Origin of the sequence: Rhizobium aethiopicum, from assembly GCF_014197535.1 — a bacterium.
GTDB classification, from domain to species: Bacteria; Pseudomonadota; Alphaproteobacteria; order Rhizobiales; family Rhizobiaceae; genus Rhizobium; species Rhizobium aethiopicum_A.
In genome coordinates this window covers 50,880-63,993 of record NZ_JACIFV010000002.1, presented here as the reverse complement: position 1 = coordinate 63,993, position 13,114 = coordinate 50,880, and the positions used below count along the sequence as shown (strand labels likewise).

Here is a 13,114-nt window from a genome sequence, read left to right as displayed (position 1 = left end):
AAAACTAAGACTCAAGCGCAGGGGAGAATCTGAAAGATTGCGACGCGCTTTATGACACAGCCTCGTGCTGGGACGATGTCAGGTGGAAAACAGATGCACCCGGCCCTGCCAGAACCGTGCGACGGTCAGCTTGCCGCTGCGAAAGGCGCGTGTATCGAGATTGAGCCGCCTCGGGCGAATGTCGGGCTCGTCGCTGGGCGTATGGCCGTGCACGACGAGTTTCGGCAAAGGAACCCTGCTTTCGAGAAAGCGGTGGCGGATAAGGACCAGGTCGTCCTCCGTCTGCGCGGAGAGCGGCAGCATCGGATCGATGCCGGCATGCACGAACACCACGCTCGGTGTGTCCAGCATGATCGGCAGCGCCCGCATGAAATCGATATGCGTATGCGGCAGCGACTGCCGCAGAAAGGCGTCGAGCTGCGCGCCGGAGGGGAAGACGAGCGGCAGATGCTCCGGATCGAGCCCATAGGATTTAAGCGATTCCGCCGATCCCATCCGCATCCAGTCGTCATAAGGGAGCCAGCCGTCGACATAATCGAGCATGGCGATCTCGTGATTACCGGCAAGACAGATACGGTCGAAACCGTCAGGCGGCGGCTCCATGAGGTGAGTGATGACCTGTGCCGATTCCGGGCCCCGGTCGATATAGTCACCCAGCGTCACGATCAGCTTTTGCCCGGGCAATCGCGCGCCATCTTGCAGAATCGCCTCCTCAGCTTTCAGAAGCAGGTCGTAGCGGCCGTGAATGTCGCCGATCGCATAAGTTGGAATCTCGGCGATATCCAGCGTCAGGCGCGGTCTCGGCTGGCGCCCCATTTTCCAAACCTCGCTATGGCGAGCAAGTGCTTCACCCATCATATTCCTCAATTGGATAGCCCGGTTAACCATAAGTAGAGTGCAAGGCGAGGCGATCAAGTTGGTGAGAAAATTCGAAGCTTTGGGTTTTTCTGGAAAAACCGTTCTTATCATCCGGAGGAAAATCCCTCACTCCTGTCACCCGTCGAGGAAAGAGTGAGCGATGGGAACAGTATCGCAGTTTCAAGACCGCATCCGGCCACCGGCACGCCGCATCGAAAACGAAGAGGAGGCGATATCCACGGCTCGCAACCTCGCCGACACATTCCGTCACCAGGCAAGCGAGCGCGATATCAACCGCATCCTGCCTTTTGCCGAGCTCGACGCGCTGTCGGTCTCGGGTTTGACGGCAATCTCTGTTCCGCCCGAACATGAAGGGCTCGACGTGCCGAACGCCCTGCTTGCCGAAATCATCGCGATCATTGCCGAGGCCGACGCCTCGATCGGCGAGACCCTGGAAAATCACTTTTCCGTCCTGGAAACCCTCCGCACCCAGGCGCCCGAGGATCTGAAGGCATCGCTCTTTACCCGTGTGCTGCTCGGCGACCGCTTCGCCGGCGCAGCCGTTGCCGACGGCAGCGAGCTGTCGCCAGAAGGATCGGGGTACCGCCTGAGCGGACGGATGCGGCAGGCGCCCGGTATTCTCTACGCCGATTGGATTGCCGCTGACCTCACACTTCCGCCCGGCCGCCCTGTGACGCTTTACTTCAGCCGCAACAGCGAGGACGTGCAGGTGGTCGATGATTGGGACGGTTTCGGTCAGCGCACCAATGGGTCGGCAACGACGATCGCCGGCGCAGTGCATGTCGATGTCGGCACAATCGCGCCGGCCCCCTCGTCCGCATATTCGACGGGCATTTCGCTCGGCCTGCTGCTTAAGGCGGGCGTAGGCCTCGGCATCGCGCGAGCCGCATGGGCCGACCTGATGACAGCCATTGGCGATCGCACCGTCTTCCCCTCCCGGCTCGGCGAACACGCGGTCGGCATCGAAATCACGGCGGCAGCTCTGGAGCGGGCGGGCCGCAAACTCGATATTGCCCAGGTCAATCCTGTAGAGGCGGCGATGGCGGATGCCTATTTTTCTGCCTCGGCGGCCGCAATAACTGCCGGGGAAACGGCCCTTAGCGCCGCAAATGCGCTGTTCGAACTTGCGGGCGAAGCGTCAACCGGCATCGGCCTCAATCTCGACCGCCATTGGCGCAATGCACGTATCCACGCGCTGTCGCTGCCGCGCGATCGATTGCTGCACCGCGCCGGCGACCATATGTCAAGGTGAGCGCTGAACGATCACAGCATGACGCCCTGGGAGTAACGCAGGCCACATGAAACGAAGCGTCTCAGCTGGCGGCGGAGATCGGCAGTTCATCCCCGGTGTCTTCAATGCGGCCACCGGCGGCGACGAATTGGTCGAGGGTCATATTGTCCAGAATGGCGGCGATCGCGTCCCGAACATCGGTCATCGAACGCCGCACTTGGCAGGTTTCCGGGTCGGCGCAGTCGTCGCACGCCTCGTAAGCCGTGCGGCTGGCGCAACGGATCGGCGCGAGCGGACCATCGAGCGTGCGGATGACATGGCCGATACGGATCTCGGATGCCGGCCGCGAGAGAGAATACCCGCCGCCAGGGCCTTTCTTTGAACGCAGGATACCGACATTGCGCAGTTCGAGCAGGATCGTGTCGAGAAACTTCTTCGGAATATTGTTCCGCGCTGCGACGTCATTGATGAAGGCGGTCTCGCCCGGCGCCAGACGCGCCAGATCGACCAGGGCCTTGAGGCCGTATTTTCCCTTCTTCGTCAGCATCGTCGTCGCCTTTTGGAAACCGAAATATTTGCCCGTCAATTGCAGCCAAATAACGTCGAAATCGTGAAGATACAACAAAATAGCTAATATTTATAGCTTGTATCGGCAACGTCCCCGGTCGGCTCTTTGCGGCAGCTTCGATCAAATTGTCTTCAGCATGCCGCCATCGACGAAATAGGTCGATCCGATACAATAGCTCGCCCGCTCCGAACTCAGAAAGACGAAGACATTCGCCAGTTCTTCCGGTGTGCCGAAGCGTTTGGAGGCGGCATGTTCATTGGCAACGCTCTGCAGGTAGCCTTCCCAGTTTCCGCCGCTTTCGGCCGTCAGCTGCTTGGCGGTCTTGATCCAGTCGGGCGTCAGGATCAAGCCGGCGTTGATGCAGTTGACGCGGATATTGTCCTGGATGAGCTCGGTCGAGAGTGTCTTCGAAAACATCATCAGCGCCGATTTGCTGACATTGTAGATCGGCTCGTACCAGAGCGGCTGGACGGCGCAGATCGAGGCATTGTGCAGGATCACCCCGCCGCCGCGTTGCTTCATCTGCGGTGCGATGCCGCGCGCAAGCCTGACGGCGGCCATCACATGCAGGTCCCAATAGGCCTGCCATTTCTCATCAGGCGCCTCCATGACGGTCTCGTTCGATCCGGTGCCGGCATTGTTGATGAGGATATCGGCGCCTCCCTTTTCGGCAGCCGCCGCAATGATCGCCTCGGTTCCCTCAACTGTCGCCACATCTGCGGCGACAGCGACGGCGCTGACGCCGAATTTCTCGGCGATGCGGACGGCTTCCGCCTCCAGCCGTTCGCCGCCGCGCGCCGCCAGAACGAGGTCTGCGCCCTCAGCCGCCAGCCCTTCGGCGATCGCGAGCCCGATGCCGACCGACGCGCCTGTTATGACGGCGATCTTTCCCTTCAATCCCAGATCCATATCTTCCTCCCGAAGCGGCCAGCGATCCCGGCCCTAGATTAGGGGATGAGTGTTCCGCCAATGAATCCTTGCGTCAAGCACCCAAACGCCTCTTGCGGCAGGCTCCGTTCTGTCGCAGCCTGCATCCGCACCGGGAGGAATTTTCATGCGACGTTATTCGGCCTGCATAGAATGGCTGTTTGCCGAAGAGGGCGACAGCTTTGCCGACCGCATCCGCCGCGCCCATGCCGGCGGCCTGACGGCGATCGAATTCTGGCGCTGGACCGACAAGGATCTGGATGCGATCGAGACAGCGCTGAAGGAAACCGGCCTTGCCGTCACCAGCCTCGTAGCCGAGCCGATGATCGCACTGACCGATGCCGCCAACCGGCAGGCCTGGCTGGCGGGCCTTGCGGAATCCGTCGCAGTCGCCAAACGCCTCGGCGCGCCGGTGCTGATCGCCCAGGCCGGCGACGATCTCGCCGGCTTCAGCCGTGATGAACAGCGCGTGGCCCTCACCGACACCCTGAAATCAGGCGCCGATATCCTGGAAGGGAGCGGCGTGCGGCTCGGCGTAGAACCTCTCAATATCCGTATCGACCATATCGGCTACTTCCTCGATTCGACCCGCGAAGGCCTCGACATCGTCGATGACGTCGGCCGCCCCGAGATCGGCATCGTCTACGACATCTACCATTCCGCCGTGATGGACGAACGCACCGAAGACGTGCTGGACGGCCGCCTCGACCGTGTTTTCCACGTCCATGTCGCCGATCATCCCGGCCGCAACGAACCGGGCTCCGGCGGCATCGACCTCGCCCATCGCCTCAACTGGATCTTCGCCAACGGCTATGACGGCGCCGTCGGCCTTGAATACCGGCCAACGAGGGCCGGTGCGGACGCGGTCAAAGCCGCGATCGCCTCGCTAAACGGCTAGGAGCCGGTGCCTTCTGCGAAGGCCTCAAGCTCCAGGTCGAATTCGACCTCGACGACATTGTTGAAGACAGCGGTCGCCAGCATGATGCCGGCGAAGGCGACGAGATCGACGAGCGCCTTGGTTTCGTAGCGTTCTTTCAGCCTTTCCCAGAGCTCGGCCGGAACGGCGTTTGAATCGGCGACAACAGCCCTGCCGAAGGCATCGAGGAGCGCCTCCGCTTCGGAAAATTCCATAGCATCGGGATCAAACCCCTTGTTGATCAGCGCCCTGCGAAAGAAGGTGATGGCAATCTTCGATTTCGCCGCCTTCGAGATCGCATGCGAGAAGATCCAGATCTCGCGGTCGCTGATGACAGGATCGAGCTCGGCCCGCAGCGTAAACCATTCGGCATAGATGCGATGGGCGACCGGCGAATGGAGGAGCGTCCGCTTCATGTTGGTCATGCGTCCGCGCAGTCTGATTTCTTCATCATGCGCCGCGCGAACCTCAGGCGAAGCGGTGTCGTAATCGATCTGCGGGAGGTGGCTCATCGGCTCCGCTCTTTCTGCTGCTTCAAGGTAAATCCGCTTGGCCGTCGCGGTAGTCCCGCCTAGACTGATTCAATCAAGGCGGAGGCTAGGCATGAGCGGCGACCACCAGCATTCTCACATCGACTGGCGCGAACACGGCGTCAAGGTCATTCCCGGCAATTCGCTCGACCCGAACACCGCGCAGACCCCGGGCATGAACCGCGCGACCGCGATCAACCATGCCCGTGCCGGCGCAGAGAAAATCTGGGCCGGCACGGTGACGATCCATGCCAATGCGAAAACCGGAGCCCACCATCACGGCGATCTCGAAAGCATCATCTACGTCGTCAAGGGCAAGGCCCGCATGCGCTGGGGGGAGCATCTGGAATATACCGCCGAAGCCGGCCCCGGCGACTTCATCTATGTTCCGCCCTATGTGCCGCACCAGGAGATCAATGCCAGCCGCGACGAGACGCTGGAATGCGTGCTCTTTCGCTCAGGCCAGGAACCGGTCGTCGTCAACTTAGATATCGAACCGGTCGAGAAACCGGAAGACGTCGTCTGGATCGATCCCATCCATCGCTGACGCCGCTCAGGCGTGAACGGCGCCGGCGCTGTTCACCGCCGGATTTTCGATGATCCGGCCGGTATCGGCGGCATAGAGGTGGATCGCATTGTGATCGATCGCGATACCGATCGGATCCCCTGATTTCACGGTCACGGCCTCGGTCAGCGCCACGGCAAAGGGCAGCCCGTCGAAATCGGCATGAACGACGCGGCTTGCGCCGAGCTCTTCGATGAAATCGGCCGTTGCCACCAATGCGCCGGGCGCATCCGGAGCCACCAACCGGGCCGCCTCGGCGCGCATGCCGAGCACGACGCGTTTGCCCTTCAGCGGCGCGGCGCGTTCGCGCGGCAGCGCGATCTTGCGGCTCTGGTCGTAGACGAAGACGCCCTCGTCGTTGATCGTGCCTTCGAGAAGGTTCATCGCCGGCGTGCCGACAAAACCGGCGACGAAGCGCGAGACCGGATGATGATAGACCTCTTCCGGCGTGCCGACCTGCTCCACCCTGCCGCCGTTCATCACCACCAGCCGGTCGGCCAGCGTCATCGCCTCGGTCTGGTCATGCGTGACGAAGATCGAGGTGGCGCCGAGGCGGCGGTGAAGGCGGCGGATTTCGGCGCGCATGGCAATACGCAGTTTCGCGTCGAGGTTCGACAGCGGCTCGTCGAAGAGGAACACCTTCGGCTCGCGGATCATCGCACGGCCCATGGCGACGCGCTGGCGCTGGCCGCCGGACAACGCGGCCGGGCGGCGATCGAGGAACGGCTCGAGGCTGAGCGCCTTGGCGACCTCGGAGATGCGCCGGCTACGCTCAGCCTTCGAGACACCTGCCACTTTCAAGGCATAGCCGATATTCTCAGCGACCGTCATATGCGGATAGAGCGCATAGTTCTGGAACACCATGGCGCAGCCGCGCTCGCGCGGCTCCAGCTGGTTGACGACGCGGCCATCGATGGCGATTTCGCCGCCGCTGATTTCCTCGAGGCCGGCGATCATGCGCAGCAGCGTGGACTTGCCGCAGCCGGAGGGGCCGAGGATGACGATGAATTCGCCGGACTGTATCTCCAGGTCGACGCCGTGAACGACGGGATGCTTGCCGTAGCTCTTCTTCACATCACGGATTGAGATCTGTGCCACAGGACTGTTCCTTCACTTCTCGGTGGAGATAAGGCCGCGCACGAACCAACGCTGCATCAGGATGACGAGCAGCAGCGGCGGCGACATGATGATCAGGGTTCCGGCCATGGCGACGTTCCAGTCGGGCAGGCCGAATTCGGACGGGATGAGGGTCTTGAGCTGCGTCACCGCAATGCCGAAATTCGGATCGGTGGTGACGAGCAGCGGCCAGAGATACTGGTTCCAGGCCCAGACGAACATGATGGTGAACAGCGCGATCATGTTCGACCGCGACAGCGGCAGCAATATATCGACGAAGAAGCGGACGGCGCCTGCCCCGTCCATCTTCGTGGCCTCGGCGAGCTCGTCGGGGACGGTCAGGTAGAACTGGCGATAGAGGAAGGTCCCGGTCGCGGTGGCGACGAGCGGCGCCACCAGGCCGGTGTAAGAATTCAGCAAGCCCCATTCGAGCTTGATCTGGATGCCGGACACCCAGGCGACAAGTGCGGTAATTCCCGTGACGTCGAGGATCGCCTGGAACGGCGCCAGCGCATTGGCCGCGATCGAATAGGTCGGCACGATGCGGACTTCGAGCGGCAGCATCAGCGTGATGAAGATGATCCAGAAGATCAGATGCCGGCCGCGGAAGCGGAAATAGACGATCGAGAAGGCCGCCATCGCAGAAAGGATGACCTTGCCGGTGGCGACCGACGTGGCGAAGATGATGCTATGGATCAGCTTGTTGCCGAGATCGGCGCGAATCCAAGCTTCTTTTGCGTTTTCCCAAAAATGTGAGCTCGGCATCAGCGGCAACGGCACACGATTGACCGTTTCCAGATCGAGCGTCGATGCGATGATGACGATGACGAAAGGCAGAAGCGCGATCACCATGCCGAGCGCCAGAAGCGTATAGCAGACGAAGTTGAATATCGGCGTGCGTTCGATCATGTCAGCGACCTCACTTGTAGTGCACCCGCCGCTCAATGAAGCGGAACTGGAAGACGGTGAGAAGGACGACGAGCGCCATCAGGATGATCGACTGGGCGGCGGCGCCCGAATAATCGAGCCCCCTGAAGCCGTCGAAATAGATCTTGTAGACCATGAGCTCCGTCGCCCGTGCCGGTCCGCCCTGCGTCATGACGTCAACGATACCGAAGGAATCCTGGAAGCTTTCGGTGATGTTGATGACGAGCAGGAAAAACAAGGTCGGCGTCAAGAGTGGCAGCTGGAGGTCCCACATGCGGCGCAGCGGCCCCGAGCCGTCCATGGCCGCGGCCTCGATCAGCGAACGCGGGATGCCTTGGAGAGCCGAGAGGAAGAAGATGAAATTATAGCCGATATATTTCCACGAAAAGGCGATGATGACAGCGATCATCGCGTCCTTGCCATCGAGCGCCGGGTTCCAGAGGCCGGGCCATACGTGATTGATAACAGACAGGAGGCCGGCCTCCGGCGCCAGAATGAAGCGGAAGGCGAGGCCGAGAGCGGGAGCAGCGATCGCATAGGGCCAGATGAAGACCGACCGATAGATTTTGTGGCCGCGCAGTTCACGATCCGTCAAAAGCGCCAGGATGAGCGCAAACCCCATGGCAATGATCGTCGAGCTAAAGGCGAAAACCATGCTGCGGCTGATCGATTCCCAATAGATCGGGTCGGTGAGCAATTGCTTGAAATTGTCGAAACCAACCCAGGCATTGCCGCCGCCCCATGGCTGTTCGAGCGTGAACGCCCAATAAAGCGCCTGCGCGCTCGGCCAATAGAAGAAGACGAAGATCAGCAGCAGCATCGGGAATGCGAAAAGGATGCCGATCGTCGTCGAGGAGAAAGTGACACGCTTTTCCATGGGTGGTCGTTTTCGCCCCGGTTTGGTTTAGGCGCGGGCGACGACTTCGCCTCCGCAGCCGGTATGAATGTATAAGGACGCCCCCGGTCCGCAAGGTGGACCGGGGGCGGCTCATATCGATTGATCAGGGAAGCTGAACGTTCTTGTAGGTCTGCTGGAAGCGGCGCAGCAGCTGGTTGCCGCGATCGGCAGCGCCGTCGAGCGAAGCCTGGACGTCGGCGTTGTTGACGAAGATCGCCTGCAGGCTGTTGGCGATCTCGGTGCGAACCTGCAGCAGGCCGCCGAGGCGGATGCCGTGCGGAGCCGTATCATCAGCTGGCGATGCGGTCAGGCTCTGGATGGCGAGCTCGCGGCCGACGTATGGAGCCTTGTCGTAGAAGCCCTGCTTCTTCAGATATTCGAAGCCGGAGTTACGAACCGGGATATAACCGGTGACGGTCGACCAGGTCAGAGCTTCTTCCGGCTTGGCGATGAAGTTAAAGAAGGCAGCGGCCGCCTTGTATTCGGCGTCGGTGTGACCCTTCAAGACCCAGAGCGAAGCACCGCCGACGAAGGAGCTGTGACGGGTTGCATTGCCGTAGGTCGGGAGCATCGAAACGCCCCAGTTCATGCCCTGCTTGGCGGTACGGCCGATATTGCCATGGTCGCCGACGGAGGTCAGGATGACCTGGCAGTCGCCGGCAGCAAAGGCTTCGACGAAGGTCTGGCCAACGGTCTTGTTCTTGATGACGGCGAGCTTGTTGTCGTACCAGGACTTGAGGTCCCTGATGTAGCTGACGAGAAGCGGGTTCTTGTTGAACACCAGCTCGGCGTCGAGACCTTCGAAACCGTTCTTCTTCGTCGCGATCGCTTCGCCGTTGACGGCTTCGAACTGCTCGATGTACTGCCAGACTTCGTTGTTGGAGATATCGAAGGCGAGCGGGCAAGCGTAGCCGGCGTCCTTCAGAGCCTTGAAATCTTCACCGGCTTCCTGCCAGGTGGCCGGTGCATGGTCCTTGCCGATCTTGGCGAAGGCGTCCTTGTTCCAATAGAGCAGAGCGGTCGACGAGTTGAAGGGGAAGGAGTACATCTCGCCCTTCGACGTCGCATAATAGTTTGCGATGCCGGAGAAATAGTCTTTCCAGTCGACCGTGTAGCCCATGTCGGTCATCAGCTGGTTTGCCGGGTAGAAGGCGCCGGAAAGCATGATGTCGAGCGTGCCGGCGTCGGAAACCTGGGCGATTGTCGGCTGCTTGCCGGCGCGGAAGGCGGCAATCGTGTTCTGCAGGGAGGCGTCATAGCTGCCCTGGCTGGTGCAGACGACTTCGTAATCGCCCTGTGACTGGTTGAAGCGATCGCACTGTTCCTGGACACGCTTGGCGATATCACCGGAATTGCCGAACCAGAAATCAATCTTGGTCTTTTCGGCGGCGGCAGCGGGCCCAGCAAGAAACGCTGTGGCGAGAAGGGCGCCAACGGCGCCGAGAAGCTTGGCTTGCATGAGAACCTCCAACGTAGAAAGGGGCGCGTTTTAAGCGCACGCCCATTTAGCTGGTTCAAATTGCCGCTGCCAATGAATATTACATGACATGAAATGTTGCAAATCTAGTCGTCACAAAAGTGACATGCAATCGTTATTCACGGCAGCCACAGAAATATTTAAAGATTATTTCCAACTTCCGCAAATATATTGCCGGACATACGCATTTATATTCGAATAACCGTCAATTTTGCGAGAATGTAACATTTATTTATACTATAGGAGAGCATCGTTATTCGTGCCAGCCAAAACAATGAAACTTGCAAAAACATACGCTTTTTTGCCGTTGCACTGCTGTGCAACGCCCAGTTTCAGCCCTAAAATTACTGGGAATCCTTCAAAATTGCAGCAAAGCGCGGATCGAATGCACGGCTGATCGGTCCGGCGGCCGCCCCGAGCGCCACCGACCAGGAATCGGCCATGCCGGGCTGCAGCCGTGGCAGCATCCGGCCGCGCCTTTCGGCGACCGAGGGCAGCAGTGGCCCGATCGCCGCAATCAGCCTGTTCACCAGCGCTTCTGGCGCGCTGCCGCAGAGGATCACCGTCTGCGGATCGAAAACCGTTTCGATGAGATGGATACTCCAGCGCAGATCGGCAGCCGCCGCCTTGATCCAGGCCTCGATGCTTGGATCCCCTCTGGAGGCGAGGTCGTTGATGCGCGCATGGAGATCGGGATCGGCCGGATCGGCCGATAGGTGCTGGTAGAGCGAGGCGAGCGAGGCGCGGTGTTCGAGCGGCGTCGTTTTGCCGTCGGCAAAGAGCAGCGCCATGCCGATCTCGCCGGCGTTGCCGTTGGCGCCGCGATAGAGCTCGCCGTTGAGGATCAGGCCGGCGCCGATGCCGTAGCCGACGAACAGACAGACGGCATGGTCGATGCCGTGGGCGGCTCCCACCATGCGCTCGGCGGTCGCAGCCGCCGCCGCATCGTTCTGAAGGCCGACATTGAGGCCGGTACCGTCGCTCAGCGTTTCCAGAAGCGGGAACTTCTGCCAAGCCTCCATCATCCAGGGATCGTCGCCGCTGCCTTCCATGCCGAACGGGCCAGGCATTGCGGCGCCGAGGCCGACCAGCCGTTTTTCCGACTGCTGCACGATACCGGCAAGCCTGGAACGAACGCCGGCGACGAGATTGAGAATGACCTTTGTTCCCGTCGACGGACCTCCGGGCGGCAGCCCGGTTTCTGCGCGTACCAAAACGCTGCCGACGAGGTCGACGGCGACCGCCCGCGTCACATGCCGGTCGATCTGCAGGCCGATCGCGAAAGCACCTTCGGGCACCAAGACATAAGGCGTCGAGGGCTGGCCCCTGCCCTTGCGCACAGCCTCCCGCGAACCGACGAGACCATCGCGCTCGAGTTCCTCGATGATATTCGACACCGTCTGCTTGGTCAGCCGCGTCGCCCGTGCCAGATCGGCGCGCGAGAGCGCACCGTTGATCCTCAAGGCATCGATCATCACACGCCGGTTATGGGCGCTGGTGCCTTCGTGATTGGTGCCGCTCTTGGCTCGGATCGGCCTGATGTCGTTCATGTGTCAATTGCCTCTTGACTCCAGTAGAATGTTGGCGAAGTAATAAGTCAATACATTTGACTTAATGAGGGACCGGAGAGTTCCAGGGAACGCAGGAGGCCACAAGGGCCTCCACCGACGCTCCGAGATGATAACCCGGCACGTTTTTTCACGCGTGCCTTCTCGAAAACCGATGGCGGCCAAACCGCCCTCGGCCATGCGTAAATTTCAAAAACTGGAGGCTGCAATGCTGAAATCTCTCAACAAGACGCTTCTGGGTGCGGCCTTGATCGGCGCATCCTTTGCTCCGCATGCTTTCGCCGAAACGATGCTGAACGCACTTTTCATGGCGCAGGCCGCTTACAGCGAAGCCGATGTGCGCGCTATGACCGATGCCTTCGTCAAGGCGAACCCCGATATCAAGGTCAATCTCGAATTCGTCCCCTATGAAGGCCTGCACGATAAGACGGTGCTGGCCCAGGGTTCCGGCGGCGGATATGACGTCGTCCTCTTCGACGTCATTTGGCCGGCCGAATACGCCACCAACAAGGTGCTGGTCGACGTCTCCTCGCGCATTACCGACGAGATGAAGAAGGGCGTATTGCCGGGCGCCTGGACCACTGTGCAGTATGACGGCAAATATTACGGCATGCCGTGGATCCTCGACACCAAATACCTGTTCTACAACAAGGAGATCCTGGAGAAGGCCGGCATCAAGGCGCCGCCGAAGACCTGGGACGAACTGGCCGAGCAGGCAAAGACCATCAAGGACAAGGGCCTGCTCGCCACGCCGATCTCCTGGAGCTGGTCGCAGGCCGAAGCCGCCATCTGCGACTACACCACGCTCGTCAGCGCCTATGGCGGCGATTTCCTGAAAGGCGGCAAGCCGGCCTTCCAGACCGGCGGCGGTCTCGACGCGCTGAAATACATGGTCGCGAGCTATACATCGGGCCTGACGAACCCGAACTCCAAGGAATTTCTGGAAGAAGACGTCCGTAAGGTCTTCCAGAACGGCGACGCCGCCTTCGCGCTGAACTGGACCTACATGTACAACATGGCCAACGATCCGAAGGACAGCAAGGTCGCTGGCAAGGTCGGCGTCGTGCCGGCACCGGGTGTTGCCGGCAAGAGCGAGGCTTCCGCCGTCAACGGCTCGATGGGCCTCGGCATCACCACCGCCAGCAAGCATCCCGACGAGGCCTGGAAGTACATCGCCTTCATGACCTCGCAGGCGACACAGAATGCCTATGCCAAGCTCAGCCTGCCGATCTGGGCATCCTCTTACGATGACCCGAATGTCACCAAAGGCCAGGAAGAGCTGATCTCCGCCGCCAAGGTCGGCCTTGCCGCCATGTATCCACGCCCGACGACCCCGAAATATCAGGAGCTGTCGACCGCGCTGCAGCAGGCGATCCAGGAATCGTTGCTTGGCCAGTCCACTCCCGAGGATGCATTGAAGTCCGCCGCCGAAAACAGCGGTCTCTGAGCCCGGCATGAAACCCCGGGCGGCGCCCGTCGTCGCCCGGCATCCAGAACCTATGAATGAAAAGG

The 13,114-nt window shown here is 60.8% G+C and carries 13 protein-coding genes; 4 read left to right on the top strand and 9 right to left on the bottom strand.

The annotated features are described in order from the left end of the window. Nucleotides 1-78 precede the first annotated feature (78 nt). Complete coding sequence (locus GGD53_RS03465) at nt 79-816, bottom strand: metallophosphoesterase family protein (protein WP_432443118.1); 738 nt, start codon at nt 814-816, stop codon at nt 79-81. Nucleotides 817-1,018: 202 nt separating this feature from the next. On the opposite strand from GGD53_RS03465, the gene GGD53_RS03460 reads away from it, so the two are divergent. Beyond that, nucleotides 1,019-2,131: a monooxygenase gene (locus tag GGD53_RS03460; protein ID WP_184453617.1), complete on the top strand. Its 1,113-nt coding sequence runs from the start codon at nt 1,019-1,021 to the stop codon at nt 2,129-2,131. 61 nt (nt 2,132-2,192) lie between these two features. Here GGD53_RS03460 and GGD53_RS03455 read toward each other — a convergent pair whose 3' ends face one another. Further along, nucleotides 2,193-2,657 carry an RrF2 family transcriptional regulator gene (locus GGD53_RS03455; protein WP_085780172.1) on the bottom strand — a complete coding sequence of 155 codons (465 nt, stop codon included), beginning with the start codon at nt 2,655-2,657 and terminating at the stop codon, nt 2,193-2,195. Between the two features lie 141 nt (nt 2,658-2,798). Beyond that, nucleotides 2,799-3,587 carry an SDR family NAD(P)-dependent oxidoreductase gene (locus tag GGD53_RS03450; RefSeq protein WP_184453615.1) on the bottom strand — a complete coding sequence of 263 codons (789 nt, stop codon included), beginning with the start codon at nt 3,585-3,587 and terminating at the stop codon, nt 2,799-2,801. Nucleotides 3,588-3,732: 145 nt separating this feature from the next. On the opposite strand from GGD53_RS03450, the gene GGD53_RS03445 reads away from it, so the two are divergent. Beyond that, nucleotides 3,733-4,503 (top strand): TIM barrel protein, encoded by a 771-nt coding sequence (locus GGD53_RS03445; RefSeq protein ID WP_097600701.1) that lies wholly within the window; start codon nt 3,733-3,735, stop codon nt 4,501-4,503. Here GGD53_RS03445 and GGD53_RS03440 read toward each other — a convergent pair. Further along, a complete protein-coding gene (locus tag GGD53_RS03440; protein ID WP_184453613.1) occupies nt 4,500-5,033 on the bottom strand; it encodes a hypothetical protein in 534 nt (177 codons plus the stop codon). The two genes, GGD53_RS03445 and GGD53_RS03440, sit on opposite strands and share 4 nt — an antisense overlap. 91 nt (nt 5,034-5,124) lie before the next feature. On the opposite strand from GGD53_RS03440, the gene GGD53_RS03435 reads away from it, so the two are divergent. After that, the gene (locus tag GGD53_RS03435) at nt 5,125-5,598 is read left to right on the top strand and encodes a cupin domain-containing protein (RefSeq protein ID WP_184453611.1); all 474 of its coding nucleotides are present in this window, start codon (nt 5,125-5,127) and stop codon (nt 5,596-5,598) included. Nucleotides 5,599-5,604: 6 nt separating this feature from the next. Here GGD53_RS03435 and GGD53_RS03430 read toward each other — a convergent pair whose 3' ends face one another. From GGD53_RS03430 to GGD53_RS03410, 5 genes are all read right to left on the bottom strand, one after another. Next, complete coding sequence (locus tag GGD53_RS03430) at nt 5,605-6,714, bottom strand: sn-glycerol-3-phosphate ABC transporter ATP-binding protein UgpC (protein WP_184453610.1); 1,110 nt, start codon at nt 6,712-6,714, stop codon at nt 5,605-5,607. A gap of 12 nt (nt 6,715-6,726) precedes the next feature. Continuing rightward, the gene (locus GGD53_RS03425; protein ID WP_184453608.1) at nt 6,727-7,641 is read right to left on the bottom strand and encodes an ABC transporter permease subunit; all 915 of its coding nucleotides are present in this window, start codon (nt 7,639-7,641) and stop codon (nt 6,727-6,729) included. A 10-nt stretch (nt 7,642-7,651) separates the two neighbouring features. Next, entirely contained in the window at nt 7,652-8,536 is an 885-nt protein-coding gene (locus GGD53_RS03420; RefSeq protein ID WP_184453606.1) for a carbohydrate ABC transporter permease, read from the bottom strand. Between the two features lie 124 nt (nt 8,537-8,660). Beyond that, nucleotides 8,661-10,016 (bottom strand): extracellular solute-binding protein, encoded by a 1,356-nt coding sequence (locus GGD53_RS03415; protein WP_184453604.1) that lies wholly within the window; start codon nt 10,014-10,016, stop codon nt 8,661-8,663. 362 nt (nt 10,017-10,378) lie between these two features. Continuing rightward, nucleotides 10,379-11,584 carry an ROK family transcriptional regulator gene (locus tag GGD53_RS03410; RefSeq protein WP_184453602.1) on the bottom strand — a complete coding sequence of 402 codons (1,206 nt, stop codon included), beginning with the start codon at nt 11,582-11,584 and terminating at the stop codon, nt 10,379-10,381. Between the two features lie 226 nt (nt 11,585-11,810). Here GGD53_RS03410 and GGD53_RS03405 point away from each other — a divergent pair, with 226 nt between their 5' ends. After that, a complete protein-coding gene (locus GGD53_RS03405) occupies nt 11,811-13,049 on the top strand; it encodes an extracellular solute-binding protein (RefSeq protein ID WP_184453600.1) in 1,239 nt (412 codons plus the stop codon). Nucleotides 13,050-13,114 lie beyond the last annotated feature (65 nt).

Bases quoted from the DNA above. Each gene is read 5' to 3' on its own strand.
- GGD53_RS03435 (WP_184453611.1), top strand. From the start codon at position 5,125: ATGAGCGGCGACCACCAGCATTCTCACATCGACTGGCGCGAACACGGC.
- GGD53_RS03420 (WP_184453606.1), bottom strand. From the start codon at position 8,536: ATGGAAAAGCGTGTCACTTTCTCCTCGACGACGATCGGCATCCTTTTC.
- GGD53_RS03425 (WP_184453608.1), bottom strand. From the start codon at position 7,641: ATGATCGAACGCACGCCGATATTCAACTTCGTCTGCTATACGCTTCTG.
- GGD53_RS03460 (WP_184453617.1), top strand. From the start codon at position 1,019: ATGGGAACAGTATCGCAGTTTCAAGACCGCATCCGGCCACCGGCACGC.
- GGD53_RS03450 (WP_184453615.1), bottom strand. From the start codon at position 3,587: ATGGATCTGGGATTGAAGGGAAAGATCGCCGTCATAACAGGCGCGTCG.
- GGD53_RS03455 (WP_085780172.1), bottom strand. From the start codon at position 2,657: ATGCTGACGAAGAAGGGAAAATACGGCCTCAAGGCCCTGGTCGATCTG.
- GGD53_RS03440 (WP_184453613.1), bottom strand. From the start codon at position 5,033: ATGAGCCACCTCCCGCAGATCGATTACGACACCGCTTCGCCTGAGGTT.
- GGD53_RS03415 (WP_184453604.1), bottom strand. From the start codon at position 10,016: ATGCAAGCCAAGCTTCTCGGCGCCGTTGGCGCCCTTCTCGCCACAGCG.
- GGD53_RS03410 (WP_184453602.1), bottom strand. From the start codon at position 11,584: ATGAACGACATCAGGCCGATCCGAGCCAAGAGCGGCACCAATCACGAA.
- GGD53_RS03465 (WP_432443118.1), bottom strand. From the start codon at position 816: ATGGGGCGCCAGCCGAGACCGCGCCTGACGCTGGATATCGCCGAGATT.
- GGD53_RS03445 (WP_097600701.1), top strand. From the start codon at position 3,733: ATGCGACGTTATTCGGCCTGCATAGAATGGCTGTTTGCCGAAGAGGGC.
- GGD53_RS03405 (WP_184453600.1), top strand. From the start codon at position 11,811: ATGCTGAAATCTCTCAACAAGACGCTTCTGGGTGCGGCCTTGATCGGC.